Annotated in this window: 17 protein-coding genes; 10 read left to right on the top strand and 7 right to left on the bottom strand. The window is 70.4% G+C overall.

From position 1 onward, the window contains the following. The first annotated feature begins 50 nt into the window (after positions 1 to 50). The 9 genes from ftsW (at position 51) to L0984_RS06770 (ending at position 9,750) form a co-directional block, all read left to right on the top strand. Positions 51 to 1,358: a putative lipid II flippase FtsW gene (ftsW, locus tag L0984_RS06810; protein WP_370645906.1), complete on the top strand. Its 1,308-nt coding sequence runs from the start codon at positions 51 to 53 to the stop codon at positions 1,356 to 1,358. Next, positions 1,355 to 2,425 carry an undecaprenyldiphospho-muramoylpentapeptide beta-N-acetylglucosaminyltransferase gene (gene murG, locus L0984_RS06805; protein ID WP_234192994.1) on the top strand — a complete coding sequence of 357 codons (1,071 nt, stop codon included), beginning with the start codon at positions 1,355 to 1,357 and terminating at the stop codon, positions 2,423 to 2,425. Before ftsW ends, murG begins: the two co-directional genes overlap by 4 nt. Then, on the top strand, positions 2,422 to 3,837 hold the full coding sequence (murC, locus tag L0984_RS06800; RefSeq protein ID WP_234192993.1) for a UDP-N-acetylmuramate--L-alanine ligase: 1,416 nt from the start codon (positions 2,422 to 2,424) through the stop codon (positions 3,835 to 3,837). Before murG ends, murC begins: the two co-directional genes overlap by 4 nt. Further along, on the top strand, positions 3,834 to 4,835 hold the full coding sequence (locus L0984_RS06795) for a D-alanine--D-alanine ligase (protein WP_234192992.1): 1,002 nt from the start codon (positions 3,834 to 3,836) through the stop codon (positions 4,833 to 4,835). Before murC ends, L0984_RS06795 begins: the two co-directional genes overlap by 4 nt. Before the next feature lie 3 nt (positions 4,836 to 4,838). Next, entirely contained in the window at positions 4,839 to 5,639 is an 801-nt protein-coding gene (locus L0984_RS06790) for a cell division protein FtsQ/DivIB (protein WP_234192991.1), read from the top strand. A 56-nt stretch (positions 5,640 to 5,695) separates the two neighbouring features. Continuing rightward, entirely contained in the window at positions 5,696 to 6,925 is a 1,230-nt protein-coding gene (ftsA, locus tag L0984_RS06785; RefSeq protein WP_017759904.1) for a cell division protein FtsA, read from the top strand. A 169-nt stretch (positions 6,926 to 7,094) separates the two neighbouring features. Further along, complete coding sequence (ftsZ, locus tag L0984_RS06780; RefSeq protein WP_234193705.1) at positions 7,095 to 8,315, top strand: cell division protein FtsZ; 1,221 nt, start codon at positions 7,095 to 7,097, stop codon at positions 8,313 to 8,315. 316 nt (positions 8,316 to 8,631) lie between these two features. Then, positions 8,632 to 9,555: a UDP-3-O-acyl-N-acetylglucosamine deacetylase gene (gene lpxC / locus L0984_RS06775; protein ID WP_234192990.1), complete on the top strand. Its 924-nt coding sequence runs from the start codon at positions 8,632 to 8,634 to the stop codon at positions 9,553 to 9,555. Between the two features lie 18 nt (positions 9,556 to 9,573). After that, entirely contained in the window at positions 9,574 to 9,750 is a 177-nt protein-coding gene (locus tag L0984_RS06770) for a hypothetical protein (protein WP_017759907.1), read from the top strand. A gap of 21 nt (positions 9,751 to 9,771) precedes the next feature. On the opposite strand, the gene L0984_RS06765 is transcribed toward L0984_RS06770, so the two are convergent. Both L0984_RS06765 and L0984_RS06760 read right to left on the bottom strand, forming a co-directional pair. After that, a complete protein-coding gene (locus L0984_RS06765) occupies positions 9,772 to 10,833 on the bottom strand; it encodes a maleylacetate reductase (protein WP_234192989.1) in 1,062 nt (353 codons plus the stop codon). Beyond that, entirely contained in the window at positions 10,830 to 11,831 is a 1,002-nt protein-coding gene (locus L0984_RS06760) for a tripartite tricarboxylate transporter substrate binding protein (protein ID WP_234192988.1), read from the bottom strand. Before L0984_RS06760 ends, L0984_RS06765 begins: the two co-directional genes overlap by 4 nt. 101 nt (positions 11,832 to 11,932) lie before the next feature. Between L0984_RS06760 and L0984_RS06755 the strand changes: the two genes are divergently transcribed. Further along, entirely contained in the window at positions 11,933 to 12,865 is a 933-nt protein-coding gene (locus L0984_RS06755) for a LysR family transcriptional regulator (RefSeq protein WP_234192987.1), read from the top strand. A gap of 93 nt (positions 12,866 to 12,958) precedes the next feature. On the opposite strand, the gene ruvC is transcribed toward L0984_RS06755, so the two are convergent. The 5 genes from ruvC to aroE form a co-directional block, all read right to left on the bottom strand. Further along, positions 12,959 to 13,507, bottom strand: coding sequence for a crossover junction endodeoxyribonuclease RuvC (gene ruvC / locus L0984_RS06750; RefSeq protein ID WP_234192986.1), 549 nt, complete (start codon positions 13,505 to 13,507; stop codon positions 12,959 to 12,961). Positions 13,508 to 13,705: 198 nt separating this feature from the next. Further along, a complete protein-coding gene (locus L0984_RS06745) occupies positions 13,706 to 14,773 on the bottom strand; it encodes a phosphatidate cytidylyltransferase (protein WP_234192985.1) in 1,068 nt (355 codons plus the stop codon). Positions 14,774 to 14,788: 15 nt separating this feature from the next. Beyond that, positions 14,789 to 15,436 carry a lysophospholipid acyltransferase family protein gene (locus tag L0984_RS06740; RefSeq protein WP_234192984.1) on the bottom strand — a complete coding sequence of 216 codons (648 nt, stop codon included), beginning with the start codon at positions 15,434 to 15,436 and terminating at the stop codon, positions 14,789 to 14,791. 22 nt (positions 15,437 to 15,458) lie between these two features. Continuing rightward, on the bottom strand, positions 15,459 to 16,202 hold the full coding sequence (gene mtgA, locus L0984_RS06735) for a monofunctional biosynthetic peptidoglycan transglycosylase (RefSeq protein WP_234193704.1): 744 nt from the start codon (positions 16,200 to 16,202) through the stop codon (positions 15,459 to 15,461). After that, positions 16,202 to 17,068, bottom strand: coding sequence for a shikimate dehydrogenase (gene aroE / locus L0984_RS06730; protein WP_234192983.1), 867 nt, complete (start codon positions 17,066 to 17,068; stop codon positions 16,202 to 16,204). Before aroE ends, mtgA begins: the two co-directional genes overlap by 1 nt. Positions 17,069 to 17,083: the final 15 nt, after the last annotated feature.

Raw genomic sequence — 17,083 nt, 5'->3', positions numbered from 1 at the left:
CCGTTCCGCAGGCGCTCGCATCCGCAGTGCGCAGCACGGAGGATTCCAGAATGAGCGCCCGCCTGCCCGCCGCCGCCACGCCCAACGAGGGTGGCAGCCGCTTCTTCGGCTGGTTCCGCCGTGCCGCCAAGAGCGGCATGGACGCCCTGCCCATGCACCTGCCGGTGCGCCTGGGCGGCGCCGACATCGCCCAGACCCGCGCCGCGCCGGTGCGTGTGGCCGGCTTCGACCAGCCGCTGGTGTGGGTCACCATCGCGCTCTTGATGTGGGGCCTGGTGATGGTGTTCTCGGCCTCCATCGCCATGGGCGACAACCCGCGCTTCAACCGCGTCGGCGGCTACAGCGAGTCCTATCACCTGATCCGCCACGCCATCTCGCTGGTGTTCGCCTTTGTCGCTGGCCTGATCGCCTTCCAGGTGCCCATGCGCACCTGGGAGCGCACGGCGCCGTGGCTGTTCGTGGTGTCGCTGCTGTTGCTGGTGGTGGTGCTGATCCCGCACGTGGGCATCAACGTCAATGGCGCTCGCCGCTGGCTGCCGCTGGGTTTCATGCGCTTCCAGCCTTCGGAGCTGGCCAAGGTGTCCATGGTCTTCTATGCGGCCAGCTACATGGTGCGCAAGATGGAGATCAAGGAGCGCTTCTTCCGCGCCGTGCTGCCCATGGGCGTGGCCGTGGTGGTGGTCGGCATGCTGCTGCTGGCGGAGCCCGACATGGGCGCCTTCATGGTGATCGCCATCATCGCCATGGGCATCCTGTTCCTGGGCGGCGTGAATGCGCGCATGTTCTTCCTGATCGCCATGCTGGTGGTCGTGGCCTTCGCCACCATGGTGGCGGCCAGCCCTTGGCGGCGCGAGCGCATCTTTGCCTACCTCGACCCGTTCAGCGAGGAGCATGCGCTGGGCAAGGGCTACCAGCTCTCCCATTCGCTGATCGCCATCGGCCGCGGCGAGATCTTCGGCGTCGGCCTGGGCGGCAGCGTCGAGAAGCTGCACTGGCTGCCCGAGGCGCACACCGACTTCCTGCTGGCCGTGATCGGCGAAGAGCTGGGCCTGGTCGGCGTGCTGATCGCCATCGCGCTCTTCCTGTGGCTCACCCGCCGCATCATGCACATCGGCCGCCAGGCCATCGCGCTGGACCGCGTGTTCGCCGGCCTGGCCGCGCAGGGCGTGGGCGTGTGGATGGGCTTCCAGACCTTCATCAACATGGGCGTGAACCTGGGCGCGCTGCCCACCAAGGGCCTGACCCTGCCGCTGATGAGCTTCGGCGGCTCGGCCATCCTGATGAACGTGGTGGCGCTGGCGGTGGTGCTGCGCGTCGACTACGAGAACAGAGTCTTGATGCGAGGGGGCCGCGTATGACCGGCGCCCGCACCGCGCTCGTGATGGCCGGCGGCACGGGCGGCCACATCTTCCCGGGCCTCGCCGTGGCGGAAGAGCTGCGCGCCCGCGGCTGGCGCGTGCACTGGCTGGGCGCGCCCGGCAGCATGGAAGAGCGCCTGGTGCCGCCGCGCGGCTTCGCCTTCGAGCCGATCCAGTTCGGCGGCGTGCGCGGCAAGGGTCCGCTCACGCTGGCGTTGCTGCCGCTGCGCCTCTTGCGCGCCTTCTGGCAGAGCTTCAAGGCCGTGGGCCGCGTCCAGCCCGACGTGGTGGTCGGCTTGGGCGGCTACATCAGCTTTCCGGGCGGCATGATGGGCGTGCTGCGCGGCCGTCCGCTGGTGCTGCACGAGCAGAACTCGGTGGCCGGCCTGGTCAACCGCGTGCTGGCGCGCATCGCCGACCGCTGCTTCAGCGCCTTTCCCGACGTGCTGCCGAATGCCGCCTGGGTGGGCAATCCGCTGCGCGGGCCCTTCCTGTCGCAGGCCGCGCCGGCCGAGCGCTTCGAAGGCCGCAGCGGCCCGCTCAAGCTGCTGGTGGTGGGCGGCAGCCTGGGCGCCAAGGCGCTCAACACCGTGGTGCCGCAGGCCCTGGCCCGCATCGCGCCGGCCGAGCGGCCCGTGGTGCTGCATCAGAGCGGCGAAAAACAGATCGACGAGCTGCGCGCCAACTACGCCGCTGCCGGCGTCGAGGCCGAGCTGGTGCCCTTCATCGACAACACGGCCGAGGCCTTCGCCGCGGCCGATCTCATCGTGGCGCGCGCCGGCGCCAGCACCGTGACCGAGATCGCCGCGGTGGGTGCCGCCGCGCTCTTCGTTCCCTTTCCCTTCGCGGTCGACGACCACCAGACAACCAATGCCCGCTTCCTGGCGGACGCGGGCGGCGCCTGGCTGGTGCAGCAGACCGATCTCACGCCTGAACTCTTGTCCGACCTGATCCAGAAGACGACGCGCGCCGAGCTGCTCGAGCGCGCGCAGCGCGCCCATTCGATGCGCAAGACCGATGCCGTGGCCCAGGTGGCCCTGGCCTGTGAGGAGCTGGTCAAGCCATGAAGCACGCGATCCGCCACATCCATTTCGTCGGCCTGGGTGGCTCGGGCATGAGCGGCATCGCCGAGGTGCTGTTCAACCTGGGCTACGGCGTGTCGGGCTCGGACCTGGCCGACAGCGCCACGCTGCGCCGCCTGGCCGATCTGGGCATCCGCACCTTCGTGGGCCACGATGCCGCCAACATCGCCGGTGCCGATGCGGTCGTGACCTCCACTGCCGTGCAGGCCGACAACCCCGAGGTGATCGCCGCCCGCGCGAAGAAGATCCCGGTGGTGCCGCGCGCGCTGATGCTGGCCGAGCTGATGCGCCTGCGCAGCGGCATCGCCATCGCCGGCACCCACGGCAAGACCACCACCACCAGCCTCGCCGCCAGCGTGCTGGCCACGGCCGGGCTGGACCCGACCTTCGTGATCGGCGGGCGCCTGAACAGCGCCGGCGCCAATGCGCGGCTGGGCCAGGGCGAGTACATCGTGGTCGAGGCCGACGAGTCCGACGCCTCCTTCCTCAACCTGCTGCCCGTGATGGCGGTCGTCACCAACATCGACGCCGACCACATGGACACCTATGGCCACGACTTCGGCCGGCTGCAGAAGGCCTTCGTCGACTTCCTGCACCGCATGCCCTTCTACGGCACCGCCATCCTGTGCGTGGACGATCCGGCCATCCGCCAGATCCTGCCGCAGGTGACCTGCCCGGTCACCAGCTACGGCTTCAGCGAGGACGCGCAGGTGCGCGCCATCGACGTGCGGGCCGTGGGCGCGCAGATGCACTTCACCGCCCAGCGCCGCAACGGCGTGGTGCTGCCGGACCTGCCGGTGGTGCTCAACCTGCCGGGCGAGCACAACGTGCGCAATGCGCTGTCGGTGATCGCCATCGCGGTCGAGCTGGGCCTGCCCGACGAGGCGGTACAGCGCGGCCTGGCCGAGTTCAAGGGCGTGGGCCGGCGCTTCCAGCGCTATGGCGAGGTGGCTGCCGCCAGCGGCGGGCGCTTCACGCTGATCGACGACTACGGCCACCACCCGGTGGAGATGGCCGCCACCATCGCGGCCGCGCGCGGCGCCTTCCCGGGCCGGCGGCTCGTGCTGGCCTTCCAGCCGCACCGCTTCACCCGCACCCGCGACTGCTTCGAGGACTTCGTCAAGGTGCTCGGCGGCGCCGATGCGGTGCTGCTGACCGAGGTCTACGCCGCCGGCGAGGCGCCCATCGTGGCCGCCGACGGCCGCAGCCTGGCGCGCGCACTGCGGGTGGCCGGCAAGGTCGAGCCGGTGTTCGTCGACGACGTCCGCGCGCTGCCGCAGTCGGTGCTGGACAACGCCCGCGACGGCGACGTGGTGCTGTGCATGGGCGCCGGCTCCATCGGCGCGGTCGCTGGCCAGGTGGTGGAACGCGCCCAGCAACCAGGACAGCCTGCATGAACCCGCAGTTCGTCTTTCCCCCGTTGCCCGACGCCGCCGACATGGGGCGCGTGGCTGTGCTCTTCGGCGGCCGCTCGGCCGAGCGCGAGGTGTCGCTGATGTCCGGCACCGGCGTGCTGCAGGCGCTGCGCTCGCTGGGTGTGGACGCGCATGCCTTCGACCCCGCCGAGCGCGAGCTGGCCGAGCTGCGCCACGAAGGCTTCGACCGCTGCTTCATCGCGCTGCACGGCCGCCACGGCGAGGACGGCACGGTGCAGGGTGCGCTCGAACTGCTGGGCATTCCCTACACCGGCTCGGGCGTGATGGCCTCCAGCGTGGCCATGGACAAGACCATGACCAAGCGCGTGTGGCTGGCCGAGGGCCTGCCCACGCCGCGCCATGTGCTGCTGCAGGCCGACGGCCAGGCGCGCGAGCGGGTGCGCGAGGTGCCCGACAACCTGGGCCTGCCGCTGATCGTCAAGCCGCCGCACGAGGGCTCGTCCATCGGCGTCACCAAGGTGCAGGGCTATTCGCAGATGCAGGAGGCCGTGCAGCTGGCCGCGCGCTACGACCCTGAGGTGCTGTGCGAGGAATTCATCGACGGCGACGAGCTGACCTGCGCCGTGCTCGGCACGGGCGCTGGCGCCGTCGCGCTGCCGGTGATCCGCATCGCCGCGCCCGAGGGGGCCTACGACTACCAGAACAAGTACTTCACCGACGACGTGAAGTACCACTGCCCGGCCGGCCTGCCCGACGCGCTGGAGGCGCAGGTGCGCCAGCTGGCCATCGCGGCCTACCGCAGCCTGGGTTGCCGCGGCTGGGGCCGGGCCGACTTCATGGTGCGCGCACGCGACCAGCAGCCCTTCCTGCTGGAGATGAATACCTCGCCCGGCATGACCAGCCATTCGCTGGTGCCGATGGCGGCGCGCGCTGCGGGCCTGAGCTACGAGCAGCTGTGCCTGCGCATCCTGGCCCAGGCGGCGCTGGACACCCGGCCCGTCCCCAAGGAAGGTGCCTGACCCATGGCCGACGGCATCGCAGTCCCGCTGGACGTGCGCCTCATGAACCTCACGGCGACCGTCCTGTACGCGCTGTGCGGGCTGATGCTGCTCGCCGCCGGCGGCTGGTGGGTGCTGCGCCAGCCCTTCCTGCCGCTGGGTGTGATCCGTGTGGATGGCGACGTGACGCACAACAACCCGATCACCCTGCGCGCCAACGTCGCGCCGCGGCTGGCGGGCAACTTCTTCACCGTGGACCTGCAGCGCGCCCGCGTGGCCTTCGAGTCGGTGCCCTGGGTGCGCAAGGCCGTCGTGCGGCGCGAATTCCCGAACGCGCTGCGCGCCACGCTCACCGAGCATGTGCCGGCCGCGCTGTGGGGCGCCGAGGACGAGTCCCGCATGATCAACACCTTCGGCGAGGTCTTCGAGGCCAACACCGACGAGGCCGGCGACGACCTGCCGCGGCTGGAAGGCCCCGACGACCAGGCCAGCCAGGTGCTGGGCATGTACCGCGAGCTGGCCCCGGCCTTCGACGGCAGCGGCCTGAAGCTCACCGAGCTGCGGCTGTCCACCCGCGGTGGCTGGCAGGCGGTGCTCGACTCCGGCGCCACCGTGGAGATCGGCCGCGGCACGCCCGAGGAGGTGGTGGCGCGCGTGCGGCGCTTCCTGCTCAGCGCCCGCCATGTGGCCGCCCAGTACGGCCGCAGCATCGAATCCATCGAAAGCGCCGACCTGCGCCATGCCGACGCCTATGCGGTGCGCATCCGCGGCGTCACCACCGTCTCGGCCGATGCACCTGCCGCCGCCGCGGCACGGCGGCGCTAGGCCCGACGCACAGACAGACAGAACGAACGAGAGCCCCGAGGGAACACTCACACATCATGGCCAAAGACTACAAGGACCTGGTCGTCGGACTCGACATCGGCACCGCCAAGGTGATGGCGGTGGTGGCCGAGGTGCTGCCGGGCGGCGAGCTCAAGCTCGCCGGCCTGGGCGTGGCGCCGTCCAACGGCCTCAAGCGCGGCGTGGTGGTCAACATCGACGCCACCGTGCAGAGCATCCAGCAGGCGCTCAAGGAAGCGGAGCTGATGGCCGACTGCAAGATCGGCCGTGTCTACACCGGCATCACCGGCAGCCACATCCGCGGCATCAACTCCAGCGGCATGGTGGCCGTGAAGGACCGCGAGGTCAGCACCACCGACGTGGCCCGCGTGGTGGAGACGGCGCGCGCCATCAACATCTCCAGCGACCAGCGGCTGCTGCTGGTGGAGCCGCAGGAATTCGTGATCGACGGCCAGGACGTGAAGGAGCCGATCGGCATGAGCGGCATGCGCCTGGAGGCCAAGGTGCACATCGTCACCGGCGCCCAGAGCGCGGCCGAGAACATCATCAAGTGCGTGCGCCGCTGCGGCCTGGAGGTGGATCAGCTGATGCTGAACCCGCTGGCCTCCAGCCTGGCGGTGCTCACCGAGGACGAGCGCGAACTGGGCGTGTGCCTGGTGGACATCGGCGCCGGCACCACCGACGTGGCCATCTTCACCAACGGCGCGATCCGCCACACGGCCGTGATTCCGATCGCAGGCGACCTGATCACCAGCGACATCGCCATGGCGCTGCGCACGCCCACCAAGGACGCCGAGGACATCAAGGTCGAGAACGGCTTCGCCAAGCAGCTGCTGGCCGACCCCGAGACGCAGGTCGAGGTGCCGGGCCTGGGCGACCGGGGCCCGCGCATGCTGAGCAAGCAGGCGCTGGCCGGCGTGATCGAGCCGCGCGTGGAAGAGATCTTCCAGTTGGTGCAGCAGGTGGTGCGCGAGTCGGGCTACGAGGAAGTGCTCTCGTCCGGCGTGGTGCTCACCGGCGGTAGCGCCGTCATGCCGGGCATGGTCGAGCTGGGCGAGGACATCTTCCTCAAGCCGGTACGCCGCGGCATCCCGAAGTACGCCAGCGCCCTGTCGGACATGGTGGCCCAGCCGCGTGCCGCCACTGTCATGGGCCTGCTCGAAGAAGCCCGGCATGCACGCATGCGTGGCTACAAGGTCGCGCAAAAAAATGGTTCAGTGAAGACGGCCTTCGGCCGATTCAAGGATTTCATCGTGGGGAATTTCTGATGCACCACGCAGCACCTCAACCCCACCTCATCCATTTCAACGAGCGATGGCGACGTACGGGGCCGCCACCATCGCCGGAAGTGACCGCCGCTTCCACCTTCCGCACCACGCCCCCTACAACAAAGCCAACGTCAGTCAAGCAGCAACTGCAAGGATCCAGGAGTTCATGATGCCCATCGAAATGATCGAAGTCGAAGAGTTCAACCAAGGCACGCAGATCAAGGTGATCGGTGTCGGCGGCGGCGGCGGCAATGCCGTCTCCCACATGATGGAGCGGGGCGTCCAGGGGGTGCAGTTCGTCTGCGCCAACACCGACGCCCAGGCCCTCAACCGCTGCGGCGCGCCCAAGCTGATCCAGCTGGGCAACAACGGCCTGGGTGCCGGCGGCAAGCCCGACAAGGGCCGCGAGGCGGCCGAGGCGGCGGTGGACGAGATCCGCACCGCCATCGACGGCGCCCACATGCTGTTCATCACCGCCGGCATGGGCGGCGGCACGGGCACCGGCGCGGCGCCCGTCATCGCCCGCGTGGCCAAGGAGATGGGCATCCTCACCGTCGGCGTGGTCACCAAGCCCTTCGACTGGGAAGGCGGCAAGCGCATGAACAACGCCGAGTCGGGCCTGTCCGAACTCGAAGCGAATGTCGACTCGCTGATCGTCATCCTGAACGAGAAGCTGCTCGAGGTGCTGGGCGACGAGGTGACGCAGGCCGAGGCCTTCGCGCATGCCAACGACGTGCTGAAGAACGCCGTCGGCGGTATTTCGGAAATCATCAACGAGTACGGCGGCGTGAACGTCGACTTCGAGGACGTGCGCACCGTGATGGGCGAGCCCGGCAAGGCCATGATGGGCACCGCCTCGGCCAACGGCCCGGACCGCGCCCGCATCGCCGCCGAGCAGGCCGTGGCCTGCCCGCTGCTGGAGGGCATCGACCTGTCCGGCGCCAAGGGCGTGCTGGTGCTGGTGACGGCCTCGAAGGCCTCGCTGAAGCTGTCGGAATCGAAGCTGGCGATGAACACCATCCGCGCCTACGCCTCGCCCGAAGCCAACGTCATCTACGGCGCCGCCTACGACGACAGCCTGGGCGACGACATGCGCGTCACCGTGGTGGCCACCGGCCTGTCGCGCCCGGCCGCCGGCCGTGGCCAGCCCGAGCTGCAGGTCATCCGCACCGGCACCGACAACGTGGCCTTCCAGGTCCCGACCCTGGGCGGCGCGCTGGCCAGTGGCGTGGCCGCCGGCGCGGCCGGCCAGGCCAAGTACGACGGCATGGCCGTGCCCAGCGTGTGGCGCACCAACCGCACGATGGCCGCCGCCAAGGTGGATGCGCTGTCGTCGGGCGGGATGGACGATTTCGAGATCCCCGCCTTCCTCCGCCGCCAAGCTGATTGATGGGGCATACGGCTACTGCGCGCCCCGATCTTGCGCCTGCGCTTCTCGCCGTACCCAAGTACGGCTGCGATGCTCGGCGCAACCTCGGGGCGCTCGCTACGCCGTCTGACCCATCAATCGCCTGCGCTTGATTGCTGGCACCGGCAGCCTGCGGCTGCGGTGCGGAGTCCAAGCAGAAGCGCCACGCACCGGGTTCGATGCGCGGCGTTTTCGTTCGTCTTGCTTGCCCGCGGGCCCTTACGCCTCCTTACGGCTATCACGGTCATAGGCCGAAGAGTGGGGTTGGCGCGGGGTGGCCAAAATTACAATCCGCGCCGTGCTGCAACAACGAACCCTCAAGTCCATCACCCGCGCCGTGGGCGTCGGCCTGCACAGCGGCCAGCGTGTGGAGCTGACGCTGCGACCCGCGCCGGCGGACACGGGCATCGTGTTCCGGCGTGTCGACCTGCCCGAGCCGGTGGACATCCCCATGCGGGCCGAGTCGGTGACCGACACGCGCCTGGCGTCCACGGTCTCCACCGGGGGCGCGAAGGTGCAGACGGTGGAGCACATCATGTCGGCCTGCGCCGGCCTGGGGCTGGACAACCTCTACATCGACATCACCGCCGACGAGGTGCCGATCCTCGACGGCTCGGCCTCGTCCTTCGTCTTCCTGCTGCAGAGCGCCGGCATCGAACTGCAGAAGGCGCCGCGCCGCTTCATCCGCGTGCTGCGGCCCGTCGAGATCCGCGAAGGTGTCGGGGACCAGCTCAAGTGGGCCCGCCTGGAGCCCTACCACGGCTTCAAGCTGAGCTTCGAGATCGACTTCGATCACCGCGTGGTCAACGCGACCGGCCAGCGCTACGAGTTCGACCTGAGCGTGGGCCAGTACGCCCGCGACATCGCCCGCGCGCGCACCTTCGGCTTCACCAAGGAGGTCGAGTACATGCGCAGCAAGGGCCTGGCCCTGGGTGGTGGCCTGGACAACGCCATCGTCATGGATGACCACAAGGTGCTCAATGCCGGCGGCCTTCGCTACGACGACGAGTTCGTCAAGCACAAGATCCTCGACGCCATGGGCGACCTCTACATCGTCGGCAAGCCGCTGCTGGCGGCCTACAGCGCCTTCCGCTCGGGCCATGCGCTCAACAACAAATTGCTGCGCGAACTGCTGGCCCAGTCCGACGCCTACGAGATCGTGACCTTCGAGGACACGCGCCAGGCCCCCCGCGGCTTCGGCGAGATCGCCCGCGCCTGGTAAGGCGCACGCCCCCTTCGCATGCTGCTCTTCCGCTGGGTCATCCTTCTCTTGCTGCTGGTGGCGGGCGTGTGCTTTGCCTTCTATGCGGCCACCGGCCAGATGCGCTACCGGCGCCTGGGCTGGATCGTCTTCAAGTGGACCTTCCTCGCGGCGCTCGGCTTCTTCGCCGTGCTGATCGCCGAGCGCCTGGCCTGACCCGCGCAGGCCAGGCGGCCTTCACGCCGCGGGCGGTACCCCGTCGTAGGCGTTCTGCAGCAACCGGCGCAGCGCCGCGGCTTCCAGAGGCCGAGGATTCGGGTACTGGTTCTGCATCGCCAGCGCGCAGGCGCGGTCCAGGTCCTCTTCGCGCAAACCGATCTGCTTGAGCGCCACCGGCGCGCCGTGGCCGTGGGCGAGTTCGTACAGCGCCAGCGGGGCATCTTCCGCATTCAGGGCGCGGGCGATGCGCGTCACGGCCGCGGGTGCGGCCGGCGCGTTGTAGGCCAGCGCATGCGGCAGCACGATGGTGTGGGTCTCGGCATGCGGCAGGTTGAAGCTGCCGCCCAGCGTGTGGCACAGCTTGTGGTGCAGGGCCATGGCGACGCTGCCCAGCACGGTGCCGCACAGCCAGGCGCCGTAGAGCGCATCGGCGCGGGCCTGTCGATCACCGCTGTCGGCATGGATGGCGGGCAGGGCGCGGCCCAGTGCGGCCAGGCCTTCCTCGGCCATCAGTTGCGTCACCGGGTTGGCGTCGTCGGCATACAGGCCTTCGGCCGCATGGGCCATGGCATTGATGCCGCTGACCACCGACAGGCCCACGGGCAGGCCCAGGCTGAGCTGCGGGTCGTAGATCACGGTGCGCGGCAGCACGCGCGGGTCGCGGCCGGTGCGCTTCACGCCCTCGTCGGTGAGGCCGTAGATGGGCGTCATCTCCGAGCCGGCATAGGTGGTGGGCACGGCCAGGATGGGCAGGCCCGAATCCAGCGCGATGGCCTTGCCCAGGCCGATGGTGGAGCCGCCGCCCACTGCCACCGCGCAATCGGCGCCCAGGCGCTGCGCCACGGCGCGGGCCTCGCGCGCGGCCGCCATGGGCACATGCATGACCGCGCCGTCGAACACACCCGCGGCCCGTTCGCCGAGCAGGTCGGCCACCTGTTCGGCCTGGGCCCGCTGCGGGGGCGTGCACAGCACCAGTGCCTTGCGCGCGCCCAGCGCATCGACTTCCGCCGCGACCTTCGCGAGCGTGCCGTTGCCGAACAGCACGCGCTGCGCCCGGCTTTCGTAGACGAAGGGCTTCATTCGGCGACGATGTTGCGGGCCTTGATCAGACGGCCCCAGCGGGCGCTTTCGCTGCGAACGAGCTGGTTCATGGCTTCGCGCGAGCCGGCCACCACCTCGAAGCCGCCCTCGGCCAGGCGCTTGGCCACCTCGGGCTGGCGCAGCGTCGCGGTCACGTCGGCCGCCAGGCGGTCGAGCACCGGCTCCGGCACCTTGGCAGGCGCCACCATGCCGACCCAGGAATAGACCTCGAAGCCCTTGTAGCGCTCGGCCACGGCCGGCACGTCGGGCAGGGCCGCGCTTCGCTGCGGGGAGGTCACGGCCAGGGCGCGCAGCTTGCCGCTCTGCACCTGCGGCAGCACCAGCGGCAGGCTGGCGATCATCGAGTCCACATGGCCGCCCATCAGGTCGGTCATGGCCGGGCCGCCGCCCTTGAAGGGCACATGCGTGCCCTTGCCGCCGGCGGTTTCGAGGAAGAGTTCGGCCGCCAGGTGGTTGGAGCTGCCGGCCCCCACCGAGGCATAGGAGACGCCGTTGCCAGCCTTGGCGGCCGCCACATAGTCCTGCAGCGTCCGGTAGGGCGAGGCGGCCGGCACCACCAGCACCATGGGCGAACGGGCGATGTACGACACACCGGTGAGGTCGCGCTCGGTGGAATAGGTCAGCCGGGGATAGATGTGCTGCTCGGTGGCGTAGGAGTCGAACACCATCGCCACCGTGTGGCCATCGGGCACGGCCTTCGCCACCAGCGCCATGCCGATGGTGCCGCCGGCGCCGCCGCGGTTGTCGACGATCACCTGCTGGCCCAGGCGGGCGGCCAGCGGCTCCTGGATCTGGCGTGCCACCTTGTCGACCGTGCCGCCGGCCGCGAAGGGCACGACGAAGGTCACGAGGCGCGAGGGATAGGCCGGCTGTGCCAGCGCCGCATGGGCCGCGAACAGACCGAGGCCGAGTGCGAGGCCCTGGCCGAGGAGGCTGCGGCGGGAGGCGCCGCCGCGCGTTGTCTCTGCTTGGAACATGAGCGATTCCTGGTTCTTGTGAAGTGGATCGGATGCTATTCTTTGCGTGGCATCTGCAGAATCCGCTGCGTCTGCCAAACGCCTTTGCGAGGTCTGCACAGATGGAATCGATCCGCTTCGCCGAATCCCTGGCCGTCTTCGTCGACGTGGCCGAGGCCGGCAGCTTCTCGGCGGTGGCGCGCCGACGCGGCATGGTGGCCTCCTCGGTGGCCCGCCAGATCGATGCGCTGGAGCAGGACCTGAAGGTGCCGCTCTTCACCCGGTCCACCCGCGCGCTGGTGCCCACCGAGGCGGGCGTGCTGCTGCTGGAGCGGGCGCGCAAGATCCTGCGCGACATGACCGACGCGCGCAGCGAGGTCGTCTCGCTCGACCGCAGTGTGCAGGGCCTGCTGCGCGTGAGCTGCGTACCCGCCTTCGGCCGCCGGCATGTGGTGCCGCACCTGGGCTCTCTGTTCGAGCGCCATCCTGCGCTGCGGGTGGAACTGGAGTTGACGGAGCGCCTGGTCGACCCGGTGCTGGAGCGCTTCGACCTGGTGATCCGCATCGGCCCGCAGCCCGACAGCAGCCTGGTGGGCCAGCGCATCGGCAGCCAGCGCTACATCATGGGCGCCTCGCCCGCCTACCTGGCGCGCCACGGGCGGCCCGAGCGCTTCGAGGACCTGGCGCATCACCGGCTGATCGACCGCCAGCACAGCACCAGCGCCCGTGGCTGGCGCGAGCTGGACGGCTTCGACTGGAGCCAGCCGCCGCACTTCGTGCTGGAGAGCGACGACTGCGACTCGCGTCGGCATTGCGCGGCGCAGGGTCTGGGCATCGCGCTGATGCCCAACTGGGCCATCGGCGAGGACCTGGCCGCCGGCCGCATCGTCGAGCTCCAGCTCGAAGGCGCGCCGCGCCAGTCGGCCAGCGGCATCTACATGCTGCGGGCGGCGCCGCAGGCCAGCCTCAAAGTGCGGGCCTTCACCGAGCACCTGCTGGAGAGCATCGGCCGCTCCGCCAGCTGGGTGAGCGACACGGCCACGGCACTGCAGTAGGCGTGCCTCGACGCCAGGCGTCGACGCGACCCTTGGCGCCCGGGTCCTGCCCTCAATGCAAGCGACGGGCTGTTCGACGCACGCGTCCGGCCTTCAGCGCGATCGTCCGCCCTTGTAGAGCCCACTGGCCCGCGGCTGCAGCGTGGTGGCCCCACCGAGACGGGCCCGCACCCGGCCGACCTGCGCATGGGTGATGGCCAGCCCCAGCGCATCGGCCGCGTCGCTGCCGGGCAGGCCGGGCAGCTCCAGCAGCCGGCGCACCATCTCCTGCACCTGCGCCTTGGCGGCGCGGCCATGGCCGGCCACCGCCTGCTTCATCTGCGTGGCCGTGTACTCCGCCACCGGCAGGCCGTTGGTCACCAGGGCCGTCAGGCAGGCACCGCGGGCCTGGCCCAGCAGCAGCGTGGACTGCGGGTTGACGTTGACGAACACGATCTCCACCGACGCTGCATCCGGCTGGTAGCGCTGGCTGAGCTCGCCGATGCCATCGAACAGCACCTTGAGCCGCGCAGGCAGCGCCGTGGTCGCCAGGTGCCGCGTGCTGATGGTGCCGCTGGCCACGTAGCGCAGCGCATGGCCGTCCACATCCACCACGCCGAAGCCGGTCGTCTGCAGCCCAGGATCGATGCCGAGTACACGCACGTCAGCGTTCCTCGGCATCGAATGCCGTGCATAGCGTTTGGTACCCGCGCAACCGCAGGCGTCGCAAGGCCGCGGAGCAGGCCACGCCAGGGCACCCGAGGAACTGGCTTCGCCAGGCCTCCGGGTGCGCCCCCCTCCAAGCCGAAGGCGCAAGAGAGGGGAGGGCCGCGAAGCGGCGTGGGGGGTGCCTTCTGGTCTTCATGCGTTGAAGTACCAGCGGACGGAGTGGAAAAAGATGGGTGCGGCGAAGCACAGCGCATCCACCCGGTCCAGCAGGCCGTTGGCCCCGGTGATGCCCACGCCCTTGCGGCCCCAGTGCGGCACGCCGCGGTCGCGCTTGAGGGCCTTCATCACCAGGTGGCCCATGGAGCCCGCGACACAGGCCACCAGCGCGGCCACGAAGGCCTGCCAGAAGTGGAAGGGCGTGATGAACGAAAGCAGCGCACCCACGAAGCTGGCCACGCCCATGCCCACGCCCCAGCTGGCCCAGTTGAAGCTGCGGCTGACATGCGGCGCGATGGGCGCGCGGGGCCGCAGGATCTGGCGCAGCAGGCCGCCACGGCCGGGCGGCGCCGGTGGGCCGGCCTGGCTGTCGCTGCCGGAGGCGGCCAGGTGCCGGTAGATCAGGTGCTGCACCAGCATGCAGGTCTGCACCGTCGCGACCAGGAAAAACACCAGGAAGGCGTTCTTGCCGTCGTAGCCCGGAAACTGCAGCAACAGCAGCGCCGGCACATGCGACAGCCCGTAGACGCAGACCATGATGCCCCACTGCAGCTTGGCATTGCGCTCCAGGAAGTGGTCCGGGTCGTCCGCCAGGGCGGCGGCCGTGGGCAGCGCCAGGAAGGCGTAGACGGGGATGAACACCGTGAACAGGTCGAAGCGGGCCGTGCCCACCAGCACGAACTGGATCGGCAGGACCACGAAGAAGGCCAGCAGCAGACTGCGGTGGTCGCCGCGCCGTGTGGGCGAGAGGGTGATGAACTCGCGCAGCGCCAGAAAGGCGATCAGGCCGAAGAGCACCGTGGCCACCGTCTCGCCCAGCGCCCAGCCGATCCAGAAGATGATGACCATCACCCAGGTGGTGCGCAGCAGGGCGCGCAGGTGCACGAGCTCCTCTTCCCAGGCCTCCCCATGCACGGGATTGCGGCGCTCGCGCAGGCCCACGAAGAAGAGGGCGGCGCTGACCAGGGCCAGGATGCCGAAGACCAGCAGGAAGAGGGCGGCCACCTGCTCCGAGGGGCCGAGGTTGCGAAGGAAGCTTTCCATGGGGCGTCCTCCTTCCTACACGTCGCGCAGGGCGATCACGGCCTCGCGCGCCCGGTCGAGGAAGGCCCGACGCTCCTCGCCCGGCTCGATGCGGATCGGCGCGCCGAAGGTCACCGAGCAGAGGATGGGCACGGGCACCACTTCGCCCTTGGGCATCACGCGCTGGACGTTGTCGATCCAGGCCGGCACCAGCACCACCTCCGGGAACATCTGCGCCAGCGTGTAGAGGCCCGACTTGAACTTCTGCGGCACGCCCGTGTGGCCGCGCGTGCCTTCGGGAAAGATGATGATCGAGTCGCCGCTCTTCAGCGCCTCGATCAGCGGCTGCAGCGGCGCCATCGGGTCGGGCGGCGCGGCGCCGTCCTCGGCCGGTGCGGGCGTGCCGCCGCGCTCCACATAGATGGCGTTGAAGACCTCGGTGGTGATCCAGCGCTTGAAGGACGAATTGGCCCAGTAGTCGCGCGCCGCGATGGGCCGGGTGATGCTGCGCAGTTCGCCGGGCAGTGCGGCCCAGATCATGACCAGGTCGATGTGGCTCTGGTGGTTGGCGAAGTAGATGCGCTGCTCGGCCTTGGGCGGGCAGCCCCACCAGCGCGCCTGGGCCCCGGTGAGCAGGCGCGTGACGCCCAGCAGCAGGGCGCCCGTCAGCTTGGCAAGGTACATCGGTCGATGATACGGGCGGGGGTCAGGGCAGCTCGACCGCGCCCATGCGCGCAACGATGGTCGACGCCCTGCCATTGAGGTAGGGCGAGTAGGGCCGCTTCTCGTAGAACTTGGGGCTGGGCAGCATGACGGCCAGCCGCGCCGCCTCGCTGGCCGTCAGGCGGTCGGCGCCCTTGCCGAAGTAGTGGCGCGCCGCGGCCTCGGCACCGAAGACGCCTTCGCCCCATTCCACGCTGTTGAGGTAGATCTCCAGGATGCGGCGCTTGCCCAGGAAGAGCTCCAGCAGCTGCGTCAGCACCAGCTCCTGGCCCTTGCGCAGCAGCGTGCGCTCGCCCGACAGCAGCAGGTTCTTGGCCAGCTGCTGGCTGATGGTGGAGCCGCCGCGCAGCTGCGGCGGGCGGGTGGGCCGGCCCTGCGCGGCGGCACGGGCGGCCCGGCGCGCAGCCAGCTCCTCGGCGCGCGCGTTGCGCTGGCGGGCACGTTCGATGGCCTCCCATTCCACGCCGCCGTGTTCGACGAAGGCGGCATCCTCGCTGGCGATGACGGCGCGCTTGAGCGGATCGGCGATGCGTTCGTAGGGCAACCAGGTCTGGCTCCACTGTGCGCGCGGCCCGTCCTGCCGCGCGAGGCGCCACATCTCCGAGCGCTGGAAGCTGGTGGACTGCGGATCGAGCACCAGCATGAGCGCGATGCGCAGCAGGAAGAACAGCTGCAGCGCCACGCCCGCCAGCAGCAGACAGACCAGCCAGCGGCCGAGCGGACGCATCATGCGGGTTTGGCGTCGACCAGGGCGCGCAGCTCGGCCAGCACCGGCGCCGCATCGGGCCGCACGCCGCGCCACACGGCGAACGCCTCCGCCGCCTGCTCAACCAGCATGCCCAGGCCGTCGCGGCCGATGGCGCCGTGGGCCTGGGCCCAGCCGATGAAGCCGGCGGCGGCGGGGCCGTACATCATGTCCACGGCCAGGGCGCCCTCGGCCAGTACGCGGGCCGGCACGGGCACGCCGTCACCCGCCAGGCTGGAGGCGGTGCCGTTGACGACGATGTCGAAGCGGGCATCGCCCAGGCCGTCCAGGCCGGCGGCCTGAAGCTCGCAATCCGTGCCTCGGGCCAGGTGGGCATGCTGCGTCACCAGCGCCTCGGCCTTGGCGGCGGTGCGGTTGGCCACCACCAGGCGCGAAGGCGCCGCCTCGATCAGCGGCCCCATTACGCCGGCCGCCGCGCCACCTGCGCCGATCAGCAGCACCCGCGCGCCCGCCAGCGCGCGGCCGGCATGGCGCACGATGTCGGCCACCAGGCCGGCACCGTCGGTGTTGTCGCCGTGCACATGGCCGTCCTCGTCGAAGCGCAGGGTGTTGACCGCGCCGGCCAGACGGGCGCGCGCGCTCAGCCGTTCGCCGGCCAGCGCGGCGGCGTCGAACTTGCAGGGCACCGTCACATTGCAGCCGCCAGCGCGGTCGCCGGCCTCCTGCGCCTCGCGGCGGAAGTCGGCCACGGCCTGCGCGAAGACGCCCGGTGCGACCTCGCGGCGTCCGTAGTCCAGCGTCTGGCCGGTGAGTTGGGCGAAGCGGGCGTGGATCCACGGCGAGCGGCTGTGCGCCACCGGGTTGCCCATCACGCAGTAGCGGTCCATGGGGTTGTGATGCGG

Origin of the sequence: Pseudacidovorax sp. NFM-22, from assembly GCF_021401245.1 — a bacterium.
Taxonomy (GTDB): domain Bacteria; phylum Pseudomonadota; class Gammaproteobacteria; order Burkholderiales; family Burkholderiaceae_C; genus Xenophilus.
Note: the sequence above shows the minus strand (reverse complement) of the source record. Positions and strands in the feature narration are given on the sequence as shown.